Raw genomic sequence first — 18,825 nt, 5'->3', positions numbered from 1 at the left:
ATGACAAAAACGAATCCGCTCACTCTTGGGGGGGAGGGGGATCACGTAGCGGATCTCCACCTCTTCCCCGGTGACCACGACACGATCAACAAGCAACTCAATGAGTTGTCGTTTCTGCTCGGAGGTGGCCTGGTCCCAGCCCTTGCGCAGGAGTCGCTCCTTTTTTCGTAAAAATTTTGATCATCTCTTGCTGTCATAGGCTTCTCACCTTTTTGACGTCATTAACCATATTCGTAAATAAATATAACATAATTTATTTATAATTGCATTTTTCGCCTTTTTAATTACATTGTGTTATTCCCCTCAAATTGCTCTAAGACCTGCATAGGCAAAAATTGAGCCAAGGTTTTTACTCTCAGCGACTGCTCACTAGCAATCTCAACAACGATTGGCATATTCCTCAATGTTTCTTGTCGCTGGCAAATGACCTGGGCCGTATGACTTCATACGGCCCAGGGTACTGAGATAGATGTGGGTAAACGCACCTGTAGCCTGGCGAGAATCTGACAGTAGCCATTACACCAGGAGGCAGATCGTCAGGGCTTCATCTCCATCACTTCGTGGTCATGTTCACTTTCGACAAGCGGGCGCAGATGCGCCACCGCCTGCTGCGGTGTGAGGATGCGTCCTTGGATGACCCCTGAGATTGTAATGGTTCGCTCCTGCTTGGTGACTATCACTGGTTCCTGGAACGTTCCCACGTAGCCTGGTGGAGGTGCCAGGACGAGCTGCTTCAGGTGAAATGGCTGAAGCAGTTGCTCTTTTTTCTCTTGCTTGCGAAAGTTCCGATCCATTGTCACAAACAGACCATCAGGCCCGGCCCAGGTGTTATAAACCTGAGATGAGTGATCGCTTGCGCGAAATTGTCAAAGTGTCATTGATCGGGTTCTGGCTCCACGAGGTTTTTATTCTTCCCAGCGACCTGGAGGTCGCGCTCTCGTCTGTAGGCAATTCATTCGTCGATTACGATGCATATGAGAGCGAAGAGGAAGCCAGAGCAAACGCCCAGGCATTTGATTGGAAGAATCCTGCGCACCGCGCTGCTCTGAGGGAACGCCTCTGGTCTTGCAACTGCTAGACGAGTTTATGTTGAGATATCTCAGTTGCGCCTGGCCAGATTTTCCTCTTCCGAAAATGCTCGACCAGCTTTCGAATGAGAGCGAAGAGGTACTGCGAGCATTGGAAGGATTATGCAAATTTTGAAATTCTGCGGCTCTCCCGCACTTTGCGTGATTCGAGAGTGCCTGGAGCCACACAAAAGCAGAAAGACGTTGTAACGCCTATTCCTGCACTCTGGCTTCGCAGGTATGCTAGAGCTTTCACGGAAAGTGCGAGAGAGCCAATGTTGCTGGGTAAAAACGTTACTATCCCAAAATGGCACTTAGGGGCCTATCGAGCAGAAATACGCTTCTTGCATTTGCATATTCCTATGATATACTGCATTTGATTCTTTTCCTGATTTCTCGTTTTTTAAAAAGATTACTTGCTTTGTAGAGGATGCAGCATGAAATATCAACTGGTGTTTTCTCCCTCTCTCGGCCTCTCCCCTCAGGATATTGCTCACGCATGGAATGAGGATTCGGAGGCACAGGCGATCGCTCACGTACGCCTGGAGCCCGCTTCTCAGAAAGCGTATAATGACCCGTTGCTCGATATCGCCTGGCTTGTGGTCGGTAATGTTGGTTTCGGGATCGCGACAAATGCCCTCTATGATCTGCTCAAGAAGGTGATTGCGAAGAAGGAACCAAAGAAACACATCAAAATCACGAAACTTGATCAACCAGATGGAACCCATTTGCTCATCTTCGAGCAGGATGAAGAGACTAAGGCTTGATGCTGATGTGCTGATTTCTGGGAAGGGAAGAAAGCGATGACGGTGATACGCATACAGGAACAGACGACCAAGGAGCATGAAAGCGTGGCTGTGGTCAGTTTTGATTATGGGATCCAGTTCCCTATAACAGTGAAGGATCCCTTCGCTGATGACTCAGCACGAGAGCGGGACCTGGAGTGGTATTTTGAGGAACACCTCTCACTTCCCTTTCTGGAAACAGTTCGAGCGCAGAAGGCAGCTCGGAGCATCCGCGAATATGGTGAAATCCTCTTCAAGCAGATCTTCGCCGACCCCCGAGCCTTGGCGTCATACCAGCAGGCGCGCATGGGGGGACTAGAAACGTTGCGTATTGAGATTGCTGGGTCACCGATTTTTGATCGTCTCCATTGGGAAGCGCTCTATGATCCCGAACTCAAGGAATTTTTGGCACTATATGCTTCTGTTTGGCGTCAGAATATCGCGCCACAGACCTTCCCTGCAGATATGCGTTCCTCAACGACGATCAACATTCTGGTCGTGGTCGCCCGTCCGGCAGGAGCACAGGATGTGGGCTATCGCACTATTTCCCGTCCTCTCCTAGACGCGCTCAAAGAGATTCCGCAGCCGGTACGGTTGACCCTGCTACGACCAGGAACTTATCGAGCGCTCGACGAGCACCTGGAGCGAACCACCGGTGAGCATAAGGCGGGCTACTACCATGTCATCCATTTTGATGTGCACGGTGCGCTCTTGAACTATGAGCAGTTTCAACAGGGGACGCAAACCAGCCGCTATGTCTATCAGAGCCGCTTTGGGCGCGATGACATCCAACCCTATGAAGGAGAGAAAGCGTATCTCTTTCTGGAAAGCGAGAAAGAAGAGGCTCAAGCCGACCCTGTTGAGGCCAGCGAGGTCGCCAAATTGCTGTTTAGGCATAAAATTCCCATCGCCATTCTCAATGCCTGCCAATCGGGAAAATTCATCAATGGGAGTGGAGAAGAGAGCAGCCTGGGCAGTTATTTGATCCGAGCGGGCGTTCAATCCGTGCTCTCCATGGCCTACTCGGTGACCGTCAGCGCGGCAGAGTTGCTCATGCCAGTTCTCTATCGTGAACTGTTCGCTAACCAGAACCTTTCCACAGCCCTCTCACGCGCACGGCGCGCGCTTGCCAATCAGAAGACGCGGCACGCGTACTATAATCAGACCATCGACTTGGAGGATTGGCTCCTACCAGTGGTCTATCAGAACAAAGAGGTTCGCTTTGCACTCCAGCCCTTCACTCCCCAGCAGGAGAGCGCGTACTACCAGGAGCAGGCAGCGCGCTACCGCATACCGCAGGAGCCAAGCTATGGCTTTCTGGGACGCGACATCGATATTCTCCAGCTGGAGAAACGTCTCTTGCTCAAGAGGAATATTGTGCTGGTGCGGGGCATGGGCGGAGCGGGCAAGACGACACTGTTACACCACCTGGCGACCTGGTGGCAGCACACGGAATTGGTGAAGCAGGTTTTCTATTTCGGCTACGATGAACGGGCCTGGACACGCCAGCAGGTGATGCGTACTATCGCTCAGAAACTGTTGAGGAGAGAGGAGTTTGCCCTCTTTCAGGCACGTGGCGAGGAGGCCCAGCAGGCACAACTCGCCACGCTGCTCAACAGTAGCCGTCACCTGTTGATTCTGGACAACCTGGAATCAATTACGGGAACACATTTCGCCATCCGCCATACCCTCTCTTCAAAGGAGCAGAAACGCCTCCAGCACTTTTTAACAGGCTTGGTCGGGGGCCAGACGCTTGTCCTGCTTGGCTCACGCGGGGAGGAAGCATGGCTCTCTAAGAGCACTTTTGAGAAGAATTGCTACGACCTTGGGGGCCTTGACCCCGAAGCTGCCTCTATCTTAACGGAGCGCATCCTCGAACGCTATTACGTGACCCGGTATCGCCAGGAAATGGACTTACGAACGCTAGTCAAGGTACTGGATGGCTACCCCCTAGCACTGGAAATTGTCCTTGCCAACTTGGCTCGTCAGACTCCGACTCAGGTGCTTTCTGCTCTCCAGACAGGAGCTGAAGACCTCCATCCTGGTGCGAGCGAGAAGAGAACTGAGAATATCCTACGTTGTGTCGACTACTCCCACAGTAACCTCTCAGCCGAGGATCAGCACCTCTTGCTCTGCCTAGCCCCTTTCACCTCCATTATCTATCAGAATTCATTGAAGCATTATATAGCTGCACTGAAGCGACAACCTGCTCTTGAGCATCTCGCTGTAGAACGTCTCCCTGATGTGTTGCGCGAAGCACAAAACCGGGGTTTGCTCGCTCCAGACCCCGACGTTCCTTCATTTCTCCATCTTCAGCCTATCCTGCCCTACTTCTTACGTAACCGCCTTGGGAATGAGGAGCGGCGCGAAATGCGCGCTGCCATTGAAAAAGCATTTTATGCTTGCTATCGAGAAATCAGCCAGATGTTTAATGATCTTCTTGTATCGAATCAAGCAGAAGAACGAAATGTGGGCATGGTATACACACACTTCGAGTACGAAAACCTCTCCGCGGCCTTTGACTTCGCCTTACGCGAAAATACATCATTTTTTGCTCTCTATAAACCGCTTAGTCTCTATCTTGAACGGACGCAGGAGCACCAGCGTGGAGAGGATCTGGATGCCAAGGTCTTGGCTAAATTGGAAAAGGGTTCTTCAGGTGATATTCCTGATTTTTTAAATGAAGAGTTTGTGCGTACCCTTGGATTAGCCGCAAATCGCCAGATGCATCTAAAACAGCACAATCATGCAAAAAAGATGTATGATATGGTGTTGAGGATGATGGAAAGTCTCAAGCTAGAAGAAAAAGAGCAAGTAGTCATGCAGGCAGGTACCTTGAATAATTTAGGCATAGTGTCACAGGAACAGCACCAGTGGGACCAGGCTGAGCGCTACTACCAGCAAGCCTTGCAAATCTATGTTGACCACCAAGTCTACTATGAGCAGGCGAGCACCTTGCACAATTTAGGCATAGTGGCACAGGAGAAGCGCCAGTGGGACCAGGCTGAGCGTTACTACCAGCAAGCCTTGCAAATCTATATTGACTACCAGGAACGCTATAAGCAGGCGATCACCTTGCACAATTTAGGCATAGTGTCACAGGAGAAGCACCAGTTGGATCAGGCTGAGCGCTACTACCAGCAAGCTTTGCAGATCAAGATTGACTACCAAGCCCGCTATGAGCAGGCGAGCACCTTGCACCAGTTGGGCAGAGTGGCACAGGAGAAGCACCAGTTGGATCAGGCTGAGCGCTACTACCAGCAAGCCTTGCAGATCAAGATTGACTACCAGGACCGCTATGAGCAGGCGAGCACCTTGCACCAGTTGGGCAGAGTGGCACAGGAGAAGTGCCAGTGGGACCAGGCTGAGCGCTACTACCAGCAAGCCTTGCAAATCTATATTGACCACCAAGTCTACTATGAGCAGGCGAGCACCTTGCGCCAGTTGGGCAGAGTGGCACAGGAGAAGCGCCAGTGGGACCAGGCTGAGCGCTACTACCAGCAAGCCTTGCAAATCTATATTGACTACCAGGACCACTATGAGCAGGCGAAAACATTGCACCCCTTAGGCGTGTTGGCACAGGAGCAGCACCAGTGGGACCAAGCTGAACAGTATTTCGTGCAGACACTCTTGATTTGTGGAGCTTGTCAAGATATGATCGGAACTACTATTGCTCTGGAGAGCCTGGCTCGATTCTGGCAGGTTCATAAAGATGTTGGACTGGTGGAACGTATTGCGACGCTTCTGGCATCCACATCTGAAGAGATTGAAAAGCTGTTTCAGGAGTGGTCTGGATCAGAACAATAAGGCGCTCCTTTCTCTCTGCAAGAAGTTTATGTTGTTGATCATGCCCCAACTAAATTGTTTTCTTTTTAGTTATCCCATGGCGCTTTATATCTGAAGTCTTTTAGCCTTCTACGCGCCATTTCCCGTTCATTTTCATCGAATAGAGAAGCAAATTGGGGCTTTAGTACCAAAGCCTCAACAGATAAATCGAGACGCTTTTTCTCCCAAAGCTTAGTAAATCCATCTGTTGGCTCTTTTGCTAAGAGGCGATGAGCCGTTTCTACCCCACCTTCTTCGTTTACCATGTGATAAAATTGGGTCGCTCGATAACCTATTGCTTTCATTGTTTCCCGATAAAGGTTTATCATCGCTTCATGAAATTCTTGTCTGAGTATGTCTGGATCTGCTATTTTACTTTGATCAGCTATCCTGTTAGGAACAGGCTTATTTGAATTTATTTCAACTAGACTAGTAATCTCTTCCTGTGAAGAACGTTGAGATATCTCCTTAACAACCTTTCGAATGTCGTTTGCAACACTGAGAAAAGCCTTATCACGATTATGCCAACCCAGGTCTGTAACTGGAAGAGCGTCTTTCGGAAGAGCTTGAAGCTCTCCAAGTATACCTTCCCATGAAACGTGACGAAGAATTATGGGTATAACTCGTGCTTCTCCTCGTTTATGCCTTTCAATTGCGCGCTTCATTTCAGTACTGTAACAGTATTCCGAGTCCATAAAATCTGAACTGATGAGTAGAAGAATGATTTGCGCTGAATCAAGCTCTCTCTTGATTGCAACTTCCCATTCCATACCAGCGCTAATATCGGCGTCGTACCAGATATCAATAAGCCCCTCTCTCTCCAGAGGACGCAAATGAGCCTTTAGTTCCTTGAGTAATTGTTCATCTTCACGGGCATAACAAAAAAAGATTTTCGTTGGCATTTGCAACTACCTTACGTTCTGGCTGCTGAACTTCTAATATTTTAAATATTATAATGCCGAATAAGAAGTAGTTTCAATACCAAAATGCGCAGAGCGCTTTTGGTTAGAAAATCTAGCTTGAGGATTTGCTTATTCATTTTGGGTGACAATGGCTTGTTACGTTGAAGTTGAAACAGTGTTAATAGCAAATCTAATCTGCATAAAACAATATCTTACCCAAAAGTACCGATAGCGATTTGCGTGAGATTGGGTCGAGATTTCTGGTTAGCACGTTCAAATACCTTACCATTATGGACGAGATACTCTGTCTCCGCGATTAACGTCTCGCCACGCCTTACAGCGAGTCGTACTGGCTCATCGTCGGATATCCAGAAGCCAACTCTTACATATCCATTGTTATTTGTCGTAGGAACTTCTTTTCCACGAAACTCAATCTGTACTTGGGCACCTTCTGGAACATTGTGAACGTGGACGAAGAAGTTACGAGGGACGGTTTTGTCTGTGTTATGGCTCAGCTTCACTTCGATGGGAGGTGAAGACGGATTAGTAGGCATACTTCCTCCTTGCAGTCTTCTGGACTACCTTGTGCTATTCTCGCATACTAGAGAGGAGCATATTGATGATGTTCAGCTCCCGGGACATGAACAGATATTTGCCTGTAAATATCTTGCTACGAGCTTCACTGGCGTTTAAACTGCGGAAAACGAGAAAGGGAAATTCGTCGTATTGTTGCCCAATGGGTAGCATGCTGTCCGCGGGGTAGAGCGTACGTATATAGCGTGCTAGGAGCGTGTGAAATGGGAGCCGCAGTGGGTTTTCCTGATCTTGTGGCTCATGTTCTCCCCTGAAGTGATCGCTCATTTCTTTATGCAGGAGGAAAACGGATAATGGTAGGGCATAGTGTTGATCGGTATGACTGCTCTCTTGCTCATACCGCGGAATTTTGTGCTCAGCCATATCCTGCAGTGCCTTGATCAGCGCAATACCGTCTTTGAGCGCACTCTGAAAACTGGGCGGGTAGCGCGGATCTGTGCTTAACTCTTTCATGGCCGCCAACAGATCGATACCTAACACCCTATTCCGTTTCAGGACCTGCTCAAATTGCATCCAGTATGCTTCTTGCATCGACATGTTTACTATGGGCACGACGAGAACACTCCCGTTGACGTGTGCAATTTCCAGTGGGGGGAGCGTTAATAGCTGGTCGAAGCCCTGACGCATCCTGCGGTCAAATTCGTGTGCGAAGGTCGATATCAACGCGATGTAGTTGTGTCGTTTTATCTCATCTTCTTCTTGTTTCCGCACTGAGAGTGGACGCAGGCTGATGTGTACGTTTTCCAGGGTACGCATTAGGCTCTCCTGCACAACTGAGAGTCTTTTGTCACTGTAGAATCGATGGCTAAGCGTCTGTGCTTCACGTATCAAATTGCTGATGCGCGAGGTAAACGTTTCCCCTGCAGCATACACAGATTTTCCCCCAATGGGTATCATCATGAAGTGTTGGTCGACACCCAATTTCAGGTACCCCGCGATACGTGTCATCATCGAGGTTTTAAGAATGAGCAGGACGTTGAGGAGATGGATCATACTTTCGCGCACCGTGTAGGAACGGTCGGCGCTATTGGTGTAGATGACCTGATCGGTGAGGTAAAAGAGCAGGTGTTTTTCCTCTTGATCGCGGTGCTTATCGCCGCGTCCTCTGTAGATTACCTGGAGGATTTCCATGAGGTTTTGTTCGATGTCAAAATGGGGAATATCGATGAGAATGCGTGTCGCCTCAGGAAAAGAGAGGCCGCGACTGGCTGAAGCTGTCATGAAGACGACTTTGACAGTCTTGCGAAACTGTGCAATATCCTTTTTGTCTTGCTCTGAGACGTTGGCGTGGATCTCAAGGTAATCAACGTTGGGCTCAAAGTGACCATGTGCTCTCTTGATGATCTGAATGAGCTCGGACAGGCGCTGCTTATCCTGAATGTAGACCAACTGCTGGGCAACGTTCTTGTTTTCCAGTGTGGTAATAATGTCGGTTACAATACGTTGCTTTTTCTCTTGCTCTAGCTGTTTGCTTCGCTCGGTGAATGTAGTTGCGTCGAATTGCAGTGCATCTACGCCTATTTTATAGGTGATATGAAGCTTACTGGCTGGATAGGCGTTCGCATTAATGACTGTTGCTGGTTTGCGGAGGAAGTGAAAAGTTTCTCGGTGTAGTGGGTAGGACTGATTTGAGTCTGGCGAGACCCGACGGAAGTAGATTTTATCCGGTTCGTAAGCGATATCTTCAAGATGTTGCTTGATAATTTGGGGATCGACGATTGAAGCGTCGGCAACGATAATTTTGGTGTTGATTTGTGATGAGGTGAGTAGCTCGCGATCCTGCAAGAACGTATGTAATCCATGCAGAAATTGGACGCCGCTCTCATCGCCGGTTACTTCGTCGATCATGATGAAGAGATGCCTGATGTTCTGGCTCAGTTCCCGCAGTTTCTCCGGGATAACCTGCCCTCGGTCGTTATAGACGCCTTTGAAGATGGTATTCAGGTGGTGGAGCGTCGTTTTCTGCGCGTCCTTTAACCGTTTCAGCGATTGAACGGCAACTGTCGCAACGATGGCTTGTGCCTGAGGTTTCTCTAATGTCACATGGAGTGCTGTGCAGAGACTATCCAGTACTCCGCTGATCCGTTCCCCCTTGTCGATTAACAGTCCTTCCTGGATCTCTTCGAGTTGGCGGGCGCGAGCCTGTTGCCGTTGTGCCTCGTCGCTCTCAGCGTGGATGAAGGTGACATTTTTTTCTCGGAAGGTGTCGTTGCGCTGGCCCGAGTAGTAATGCACTGCTTTTTGCCCGCCGTGGTTGCGAATGATCAGCGAATTCGAGGTAATCCCGAAGATGTCGGAGCAGGGGGGCTCCGTATCCGTCGTTTCGTGGAACTTCTGGATGATATCGAGATTGACTTGCTTGCGTGGACTGATATACAGAAACAGAAAGCCCTCGCCACTCCGGCGAGCCCGTTTCAGGAAGTTGACAATGGCGGTTGTTTTCCCGATACCTGGATTGCCGGTCAGAAAGAGGTAGGGGGAATGTCCCTGTAACTCTTTGCTGGTTAATAAGGCGTGCACATTGAGAATGTTCTGGTTGGTGTATTCTTCGAGCGTGAGCTCGGTGCGCAGGTTGGGGCTCAGATCCTTCTCTCTAATGGGCTCACGCGTATTCAAAAAGCCTTCAATGGTCTCGGAGTGAATGTGCCAGTGCGGGCCGTCACCGATGTCTACCAGGTGAACCAGCCTTTCTACAAAGTCCCTTTGGCCGCCGAACCCTTTGCGTGCCGCCCTTTGAACCTTACTCAGTACCGCGTCACGCGCCTCGCCAATATCTTTATCGTTGGTGTGGTGTCGGTAAATCTCAGCGCATGTTTTCAGTAATGATACTTGATCCTGGTTTACCGACATGGCGTTGATGGCGCGGTCTGTATAGCCAATGATGTTGAAGAGGACTTTATCCGCTTCGGTCAGAATACCCTTGCGCAATAAAAAGGCATAAAAGTCGTCCGCATAGCTGGCTGCTTGTATTAATTTGACCGTTTCTTTATCATTGCGTTTGAAGGCTGTGAAGTAGGTTTTGAGTTGTTCTGATAAAAGATCTTTGGTAACGGTCTCTTTTTCGGTATCGATACTCATGTCGCTGAAGACGCTTTTGGACCGATTGTAATACAGCTCTGCGCCGAGCATGTTGCGCACGTTCTCTATGTTGCTCAAATCCCTGGCCTCGTCGAGGTGTTGGAGCGAAAAGACAGAGAGGTCGATACAGAGGATGCGCCAGTGGCGACCGTACTTAAGCAGGAGCAGGGTATCTGCGTTGAGGAATTTGCCCCTGCGGCCGTGCTCTTTTATCTCCGCTTCGCTCATGGAGAACTCGGTCGCTTTAAAATTTTGGAATTGTTGCATCAGGTCTCGCACCGCGGCCTTATCGTTTTTGTTGTAGATGTAGAAACTATTCTGACCGTAGAAATTGCATTGCAGATAGACGATCTCTCGAGGTATGTCTTTGCGGTGGTGCGCGAACGATTGCAGGTATTCAGTGAAGAGGTTGAGGCCGGCGAGATACCCTTTGTGGGAGAAGTAAAGGATCCAACGTTGCAACTGCTCTTTGTCTATCTGGTTGATAACTCCTGTCCTCTTGTATATCTCGTTCAGCAAGCTCTGTTTGCGCAAGTGCTTCAGGTCGTTGGTGTAGAGGTCTTCAAAGTGAGTTATAACTCTCTCGTGCTGAGTGATGGCGGCTAGAAAGCCTGTGTTGAAGCCGAGCTCAAAGATTCTCCCCAGAATTTCCCCGAAATGCTGATCCTGCTCCCGTTGCTCAGTGGCGTCCCCAATAGTACGTGCGTGATGCTGTTCCATACCATAATCCTCCCTTGCAACTGCTATTTCGCGTTAGCGTGCATGACTGCGCGGACAACGGTCAGGAAAGCCAGGGAGTTGAAGCGTGCTCGTCCATCGTTCATGTTGGGAAAGATTGAGAACGCTCCGACGGATGAATCGCCGATGATGTCAGTGTAGGGGTCGAGTTTGAAACCTACTGGATTCTTTTGCTGGCCGGCTTTCTCGTAACGTGAAAAGTGCAGTAGGGTAATAAAATCGAGGATCTCCGCCTTCATGCTATTGGATGCTGAGGTGTTGAGCAGGTCATTCCAGATATATTGATCGTAGGTCGGATCGTTGGTGTAGACATTAATCAACGTCGCATAGGACATTACACCATTGTAGATGGCATTGGGATTGACTTTGATGCCATTGAAAAGGTTCAAAAAGATTTGTGAGCGACGTGACGGGTCGTTGCTTACCGTTGTGAGATCGCTGATATTATCGATATAAAGTGAGTCAGCGCGTAGCAGGGGCCCATTTTGTGCCGATGGCAATTTCCGGTTGATAACGTAGTACTTGTCGCAAAATGTCGGGTAGACTTTGATGGTATCGTCAACGCTGCGCATGGCCTGGATAATATCTTTATTCATGAAGAAGAGATCCTGCTCGTCGCTATCGGATATATTGAGATTGCTGCTATAAGGCGCGTGCGCAACGTAGAGAAAATGCTGATAGCCCTGGCGATGATACTTTCTTACCTGCTCGATAATGACATCGGGGCGGCGAAAAAGATCCTGGCTGTTCTGATTGGCTGAGAATGTGTTCAGTGTACGCACGGTGACGGTGTTGTCTGAACCCCTTTCGAGTCCAATAACTTTTCCTATGACTGTGGATATATAGGAGTCGGGCGATTTGAGGTTCTCATCGCTCTTGCGGCTAGAAACAACGATAATCGCAAGCTTATTCAAGAGATGGGGGCGCTCAGGTGCGGATGATGCACCACTGGTTTCCGGCTCTTGCAATTTAAACGTATGTGGCAGGGTAGAGTAGAGCGAGTAGAGAGCATTCCCCAACTTGTATACGTTGTTTTGAATCGTATCGATATGGAACCCTTGTGAACCACTCATATAGTCCTCTCCGAGCATGTGGGCAAGTTGCTTAGAGAGTGAGTGCATAAAAGTCTCGTCGTCGTACTTGTCGCTTTTCTCGTCCGGTGCCTGCTCTGCCCTGGCGTGGATACAGATAATAGGAGTGAATAGTGTTCTTTTCTGTTCAGTCGGGAGATTGTCGGCGAGTAGCTTAATCGCGGTGTAGGCGAGGAGCGTGTAGGTGAAACGGTACACGAAGGCTCGCGTAGAGTCCCCGTAAATGTCATGATGGCGGTAGTAGAGCGCGATGCGGCTGATATTTTCGTAAGCCTTTTTGTATTTGTTGGGTGCTCCTTCGTCAATGGGGGCCAGGAATGTTGGTAAGATGTGAATGTCCTCCGTCTGCGCGTACATGGTGAATTGATCGGTTTGCTGACTGGTTGGAGAGTAGTAGATGGGCTCAAAGACCATGTTCAATGACAATTTACTCAGTGTATTGGCGCTGGGGGCATCGCTGATGACGGCTAGGTATTTGAGCGCGTTGCGCCCGTTGCGGCTATCGAAGGTGTCTTGAAAAAAGTTCCCTTGAATAATCTGATTGACGTCTTTGGTAAGGATGCTTTTGTCTAGCGTCAACGCCAGCGAGTATTCTTGTTGAGTGGGGCCAATGGGTGCCTGTCTCAGAAAATCAACAATTGTATCGCGGAGTAGGTTAAGATTATTGCTCACTACCGGCTGAGTAACGGCTTGCTTGAGCTTTTTAATCGCAGCGATGACTTGTGCGTCGTCGTTAGAGCGGAGTGCGGGGAGGAGCTCGCTTTCAAAGTAGGCGCTTGGGCGGAAGTCTTTATTCTCCATCTCTACAAACACAAAACAATAGAGCAGAGCTACTTTCAATACTTTCTCGTAGAAGGTGTGCTCGTTTTTTGCTGCAATTTTGCGCGCCAGGAATTCTCTGCTTGTGGGATCGAGCAAGATAGTGTTGAAGTCGAAGACGGAGCGCCCGTTACCTCCGTGATTATGGACTTGCCCGTTGAATTTTATTTTGACACCAGAGGTGAAAACTTTGGTATGCCGATTTGTATCAGTGTTTTCTCCAAGGAAACCGTCTATCTCCGGAATAATCGGGAGCGAGTTAAAGGCATCGGCGCGCGCAAAGAGATCGCGGTAGTTGAACTCATCTTTGTTAAAGTATACTGTATATTCGCTATAGGCTTTGTCCGGCTGGCGGATGTATGCATCTAGCCCTTGAAGGCGTCGAATGAGATTGCCTAGGAGTTGGATGGCCTTGCTTAGCTTCTGAGCGCTTTGGCTTTGCGGCTGTTTGCTCTTTTTCCACGCCTGCATACCGTGTGCTAGGTAGTGCAGATAACGTATTCTGGCTTCACGATGTATACGTGCCACAGATTCTTTCAGGACAATGTCCTTGAGCTGATTGAGATTCGAGTTCTCCTGGACTTGCGCGCTAGCCAGGTTCTCTCGCACGTCAGCGACATCGTCTTCGTCGCAACCATCATATTGTTCGATATACTCATTGATGCTCCGGACAATTTGCTCAGTAAAGCTGTCAATATTGGTGACCTTGAGCGTTAACTTATGCGCTTTCAGCCAAGTATCGTCCTTTGATTCCTCTTTGCTTGCGTGCAGACTGCGTTTTTCTAGTAGGTGTTCTTTTTTGAGTGGATAGGAAAGCCCAACGGCTTTGTCCTGGATAAATGCATCTATGGGCGTTCGTAGCGCCTGCGTGTAGCGTTCTAGGGAGCGGTGCTGAAGTGCTTTCTCCATTCGCTCAAGTAGCTGAGTGCGCAGTTCATTGAAGATTTTTTGTTGGAGATCGTGGCTAAATTCTGACTTTTCGTTGATATCGAGGGCATGGACTGACGCAAAGCTCAGACCATCCCTGATTTCGAAGGGGTAGCGGTTGCTATCGGCAAATTTTCGTGCGACAGCGTCAGCGATTTTATCAATATCAAAGGACAGCCTATCTTTTTCGGGGAAAATGTATTCGTTGCTTTTGCTCTGATCGCTACCCTTTGTCGGTTTCTGCATTTCTCCCTGAATAGCCTGGAGAAGTTCGGCGTAGTTGACAGGGGAAAGTTGCTGATCGTTGTATTCGATACCGCTCATATGTGTACAGCCATGCTACCGCTAATACAGCTTGCACAGCACTCCCTTCTTCTATCATCTGAAAAACGTATAAACTCACAGGAGCTATAAACGTGAATAGACTTTAGCGTAAGAATAGCACAGCAACTTGGTTTTTGCAATTAATATCTCTCTTTCCCCTATATAGTAATACCGCCTTTCCCCTTTTGCTTTTGTAGAATCATTATCCCCTAAACTATGTCGTCCTTATACGCTCTAATGTTCCTGAAAGATATGGTAAGATAATGATAAACGGTATGAAGAGTAGACATGCATGTTTTTAACAGGGCCGCTGAGTGATATAAATCGCAGTGTGAAAAGCGGATAGCCACAGATGGAGATTATTATACCTCATATGTCTCTAGATGAGGAAACAGCCTGGAACTGGCCGCTAAATGATCAGATGCCTGTTGATATCACCCAGTATTATGTCTGCAAGCATAGGAAGAGCGGCCTGAGTTACTGGGTGGGAGCAGCGCGACGTATTGGCCAAACAGCGCAGGATTGGGAACAACAGCGTAAAGCGCCCATTAGCTACCTACTGAAAGTCGGCGGCGATGCCATCCATGAACGACTTTACTATGTGCTGGCTCGTGCTCTCAATCTCCCACAACAGTATGTGTTCTGGGCGGTCACGCCTCCTCATAGGGATTTGGTCGCTGTCGCTATCCAGTTTGAGCGGGACGCCTTTTTCCCTAAAGAGATCGACGTGACGAACAAAACGATCCTCTATCGCCGAAAGAGGTATGCCGTTCTCAATGCTGAGGACTTCTGGCGCCATGAGGTCTTACATTACTATTGTGGAACGGGAGACATTCATCAGGCGATGGTGAAGGGGAAGGTGCTCTTTGGCATCGATGCCGCTGATTGTCGCTTTTACACCCCTTTTCTTGAGGGCCGTTGGCAACGGTTTCTCGAACACCACCAAAAGCACAACCCTGCCGCACTTCCTGTGCTTCAGGAGATGATGCATCGTATCACTCAGCATCCGGAACTGCCCGATCTCGTCGAGCAGGAATTGGCAAACGCACCTGGACCTGTTCTGGAGTTTCTTGCACGTCTCGACCATGGGAAGTATGGAGAGAACCTTCGAGCGATGCATGCGAGTCTTGCCCAAGCGTTTACCTCGGAATGAATTTTAGAAGCTGTGCAGTCAAGCTAAAAGGCTCTTGGATGGTGCAGCATAGAGAGGGATATTTTGCCTTTTCGACACCTATCCTGTAAACCGCATCATAACAAGGTTGGTTGTAGTTGATCCGCTTTTATTGAGGGACAAAACAGGGATGCAGGTGTTTGGAGACCAAATCAACGGGGTTGAGGTCGCCTCGATAAAGCACCTCAAAATACTCAAAGAAGACTCTACGAAACTGCTAACACGTTCGAAAGCGTATAGGGCTTTGTGAGTCTCTCGGTGTAAGCAGAGTAGGGCACCATGGATTTCGATATGTTCTGGTAGCCTTTTGCCTGCCTGTTTGACCATGCCTATTGGTATCTTCTGCACTGGCGAAATCTTTTTTGCGTTCACCATCAGTGGTGGATGGAGCGTTTTACCTGAGAAAGTGGCATTGCGTGGATGCTGTATTATGCAGAACTGGGCATTCCGAGCTGCCCACGAACTATCCTCATGTTTGAGAGATACGAGATTCCGAGTTCTTGTACGATGAAACTAGACCAATCATACAACGTCTCTATCCCGTCAAACTCGATAGCATACCAGCTCCAACCTGTATCGGGGAAGAAAAAGTGACAGATGACCAGAGGGACATGACATCCCATTGTGAAATGAATGGTGGTAACAACTGCCCTGACTCCTGTGTCAATAATTTTATGTTCTGTTCTCCTTGCATGGCTCACGGATGTGTCTAGAGGTATACCTCTGCTATCAGAGGTTTTTTTCTCAAGTATAGATATGGAAGGGATGGTGTTCATGAGGATATGAGGGGTAACAGAGGAGAGAACTGGCAGGCGGACGTAGATATGATATATGTATAATTTACCCTGTAGATGCGAGATCCTGGCAAATTGCCATTGGTGGTTGGTCTCGCCACCATTTTATGCGCTCGTCGATGATAATGGCGCTGTCATAACATTCCATTTCGCGTCTTTTTTTTAAAAGCTTGGCTTCGTTGCGTATAGACAATTTCTGAGGATCTTCAGGGGCAAGATTTGAATTTTTGTATACATCTAACAAAGACTCTAACGTAGACGCGACATCTATCAAACTTGGTAAGACATCTTTTATATCATGATATCTTGGATCACTTTCTTTTATCTTCTTGCTTGCTATAAAGTAGCAGAATTTTTTGTATATCTTCTCAATCGCTATTTTCATCTGTCTTATAGATGCTTCATTTGATAGTTCATATTCATTTTCGTCATTATCTTCTTCGTCATCCTCAAATTCATCTCCTGCTAACCTTCTAGCGACCTCTTTAAAAACAAGAGCATAGACATAGCATAAGCAGTTGATGTTCTCACTTTTAAGCGAAATATGATGATCTTTTGCTATGCTTCTAATCAGGTCCTCAGGTTTTTGCTCTTTTTGCATAGCATACAACCTATCTTCAAAATTATCGAAATATACAAGGATGGTTCCCGTGTATGCTCAGTTGCATCAATGCGTTGAAGATGGTTGCTACAGTAACTCTCAGAAATCGTTTTGCTTAGGAAGAAACCTATCTATTTTTTTCAAAGCCTTTCGAAGCGACGAAAAATCTGCTATTTGGTTTTTGTTGAGAGCTGGCACTAGCCGTTTTTCGATCTGCTCAATGATAGTATTGATGTAATCATTGATTACTGTACGGTTCTCTAGGATCTCATCCGGTATGGAGGAACTGTTGTATAATTTTGCATAAAGAGATTGTATAGATTGTTCCGCTTTTTCCAGTGAATCAATAGCATTTATAATTTCTCCACGGGCGGGGAGCGTGCCTTCTGTGAAAGGCGCGCATGCATCGTCTATAGACTTTTGAGTATCTTTAAGGTATTGGCGTGTTTCCTGAAGAAAGGGCTGATTGGAAGCCATCTTTTGAGCTTTTTGTTGCTCTCTCAAGATGCTTATGTCAATGATCTGGCATACTGTATCCTCGTCTGATGAAAGTTGGTCTGTTCTGCTTAGTTTTTTTTCCGCAGGCGCGAAGATAGTAGCCGTGTAGAGTGGAAAGATCCACATTTCCATCACCTTCGGCCCATTTAAGAAGTTCAGAGGCTCGGATAGCTTGGGACGCTTGGTTGCTGGAAAAAATGTCATCAGGTGCACGGCAATAGGTGATGATCTTACTGAAAACCCCTGGAAGGCAGCTACTTAATCGATCAAAAAGATCATTTCTATCGATGGAAGCTTCGTCTCTGGTGTATCCCTTATTAGTAGGTGGGAATGTAGGTGCTTCAGCCTCCAGATGAGTAGGATAAGATGGTTCTCGAGGAGAAGATGAAGCTTGCCTTTGTGAATGCAAAACTGAGGATATGTTTGGAGCAACTTCGTGTCCTTTGGTTTGACACACTTCTGAAGATGAATGATTCATAAAGGGGATAAAAATGTCTTTGTGTCCGCGTGTTTCAAGAAGTTTCGTAATAGCAGTAAACGGAATGCCCTGGTTGTACTGGGGATGATCACTAGGGTCGCCAAAATGATGTAGGGCGACTAGTTCCCAATTCATAGTAAAGCAGGGGGCACCAGATGAACCAGGCGCTGTATTGGTCCTGTGCCTGATGCGCGTCCGATTTTTGTTTATCCCGATGATAGCATTGGTTTCCAATGAAAGTTTTAGGGTTAGAGGTGAATATGGATCTGTCTGTGGATAGTGAAGAATATATAGAGATGCATTGCATGGAAAGGAGTAGCCTTGTGCAGATGGTGTAATCCAGCCGCGTCGATTTGGGTAATCTTGATAAGGGTAGCGGATGAACTGGTTCCCTGGGGCTTTGGCGAGTCGTAAGAGGGCGTAGTCGAGTTCCTCGGAGGAGGGAAGAATATTTGAGAGATCCTCGTTAGGATTATGGAAGCTCAGATCAATGCTTGGTTCTTCTGCCAAGTAATAGGGAGGATGTTCCGATGTGAAGTAGCATACAAAATTTTCACTGCCCTTTGCTGCTTCCCACACATGATAGCATGTGATAATCCTATCTGGACCAACAAGAAATCCCGTCCCGAGATGCGTTCCATGGCGATCTTCAATGCGACATATCCTGCTCGCTAATTCATAAAGACGTTGCATGAAGATATCTAGATCGTATATAGGATTTGGAGTAATGGCCCTTTCAAGTCCCGTGTGTTTAGAAACAAGCTCTTTGAGTGGGGGGGTCGTTATTACTGGCCCAAACTGTTGTGCAAACTTAAACAGTGAAAGGTCATCAGGTCTTACTGAAAGTGCGGCTTGAAGTAGTTGTGTTGTCCAGCTTTCTTGCTCTGCTCTCTCTATCACTTTCCTTATAATGTCTGGAAAACCTAGGCCGTTTGGGACAATAATATCTTCGACTTTCTTGTCCAGATTGTCACGTAGCATCTGATCAAATTTATTGAGGTCAAATGCTTGTTGTAATGTTTGGCAAAATAGTTGCCTTTGAGTTCCATTTAAATGCTGGCCTGCTAAAAGCATTATCCTCACCTCAAAAATCTTTATTGAAGAATTGTACGCAACGAGTAGAGAGAACTAAG

The 18,825-nt window shown here is 47.7% G+C and carries 13 protein-coding genes; 5 read left to right on the top strand and 8 right to left on the bottom strand.

The window, feature by feature from the left end:
- Positions 1-171 (top strand): hypothetical protein, encoded by a 171-nt coding sequence (locus KTE_RS08260; protein WP_201380143.1) that lies wholly within the window; start codon positions 1-3, stop codon positions 169-171.
- A gap of 365 nt (positions 172-536) precedes the next feature.
- Here KTE_RS08260 and KTE_RS08255 read toward each other — a convergent pair whose 3' ends face one another.
- Positions 537-794 carry a hypothetical protein gene (locus tag KTE_RS08255; RefSeq protein ID WP_201380142.1) on the bottom strand — a complete coding sequence of 86 codons (258 nt, stop codon included), beginning with the start codon at positions 792-794 and terminating at the stop codon, positions 537-539.
- A 47-nt stretch (positions 795-841) separates the two neighbouring features.
- On the opposite strand from KTE_RS08255, the gene KTE_RS08250 reads away from it, so the two are divergent.
- The 3 genes from KTE_RS08250 (at position 842) to KTE_RS08240 (ending at position 5,659) form a co-directional block, all read left to right on the top strand.
- Complete coding sequence (locus tag KTE_RS08250; RefSeq protein ID WP_201380141.1) at positions 842-1,078, top strand: hypothetical protein; 237 nt, start codon at positions 842-844, stop codon at positions 1,076-1,078.
- Between the two features lie 426 nt (positions 1,079-1,504).
- Complete coding sequence (locus KTE_RS08245; RefSeq protein ID WP_201380140.1) at positions 1,505-1,834, top strand: hypothetical protein; 330 nt, start codon at positions 1,505-1,507, stop codon at positions 1,832-1,834.
- A 36-nt stretch (positions 1,835-1,870) separates the two neighbouring features.
- Positions 1,871-5,659, top strand: a complete 3,789-nt coding sequence (locus tag KTE_RS08240) for a tetratricopeptide repeat protein (RefSeq protein WP_201380139.1) — start codon at positions 1,871-1,873, stop codon at positions 5,657-5,659.
- 65 nt (positions 5,660-5,724) lie between these two features.
- Here the strand turns inward: KTE_RS08240 and KTE_RS08235 are convergent, their stop codons facing one another.
- From KTE_RS08235 to KTE_RS08220, 4 genes are all read right to left on the bottom strand, one after another.
- On the bottom strand, positions 5,725-6,579 hold the full coding sequence (locus KTE_RS08235; protein ID WP_201380138.1) for a toll/interleukin-1 receptor domain-containing protein: 855 nt from the start codon (positions 6,577-6,579) through the stop codon (positions 5,725-5,727).
- 212 nt (positions 6,580-6,791) lie between these two features.
- Positions 6,792-7,133, bottom strand: a complete 342-nt coding sequence (locus tag KTE_RS08230) for a hypothetical protein (RefSeq protein WP_201380136.1) — start codon at positions 7,131-7,133, stop codon at positions 6,792-6,794.
- A 34-nt stretch (positions 7,134-7,167) separates the two neighbouring features.
- On the bottom strand, positions 7,168-10,971 hold the full coding sequence (locus tag KTE_RS08225; RefSeq protein WP_201380134.1) for a helicase-related protein: 3,804 nt from the start codon (positions 10,969-10,971) through the stop codon (positions 7,168-7,170).
- 23 nt (positions 10,972-10,994) lie between these two features.
- Positions 10,995-14,150: a hypothetical protein gene (locus tag KTE_RS08220; RefSeq protein WP_201380132.1), complete on the bottom strand. Its 3,156-nt coding sequence runs from the start codon at positions 14,148-14,150 to the stop codon at positions 10,995-10,997.
- A gap of 352 nt (positions 14,151-14,502) precedes the next feature.
- Between KTE_RS08220 and KTE_RS08215 the strand changes: the two genes are divergently transcribed.
- Entirely contained in the window at positions 14,503-15,303 is an 801-nt protein-coding gene (locus KTE_RS08215) for a hypothetical protein (protein WP_201380130.1), read from the top strand.
- A gap of 858 nt (positions 15,304-16,161) precedes the next feature.
- Here the strand turns inward: KTE_RS08215 and KTE_RS08210 are convergent.
- From KTE_RS08210 to KTE_RS08200, 3 genes are all read right to left on the bottom strand, one after another.
- Positions 16,162-16,716, bottom strand: a complete 555-nt coding sequence (locus KTE_RS08210; protein WP_201380128.1) for a hypothetical protein — start codon at positions 16,714-16,716, stop codon at positions 16,162-16,164.
- A 99-nt stretch (positions 16,717-16,815) separates the two neighbouring features.
- Positions 16,816-17,193: a hypothetical protein gene (locus KTE_RS08205; protein ID WP_201380126.1), complete on the bottom strand. Its 378-nt coding sequence runs from the start codon at positions 17,191-17,193 to the stop codon at positions 16,816-16,818.
- A 37-nt stretch (positions 17,194-17,230) separates the two neighbouring features.
- A complete protein-coding gene (locus KTE_RS08200; RefSeq protein WP_201380123.1) occupies positions 17,231-18,766 on the bottom strand; it encodes a trypsin-like peptidase domain-containing protein in 1,536 nt (511 codons plus the stop codon).
- Positions 18,767-18,825: the final 59 nt, after the last annotated feature.

The sequence above is a fragment of the Ktedonobacter sp. SOSP1-85 genome, from assembly GCF_016587415.1.
Classification (GTDB): domain Bacteria; phylum Chloroflexota; class Ktedonobacteria; order Ktedonobacterales; family Ktedonobacteraceae; genus Ktedonobacter.
Note: the sequence above shows the minus strand (reverse complement) of the source record. Positions and strands in the feature narration are given on the sequence as shown.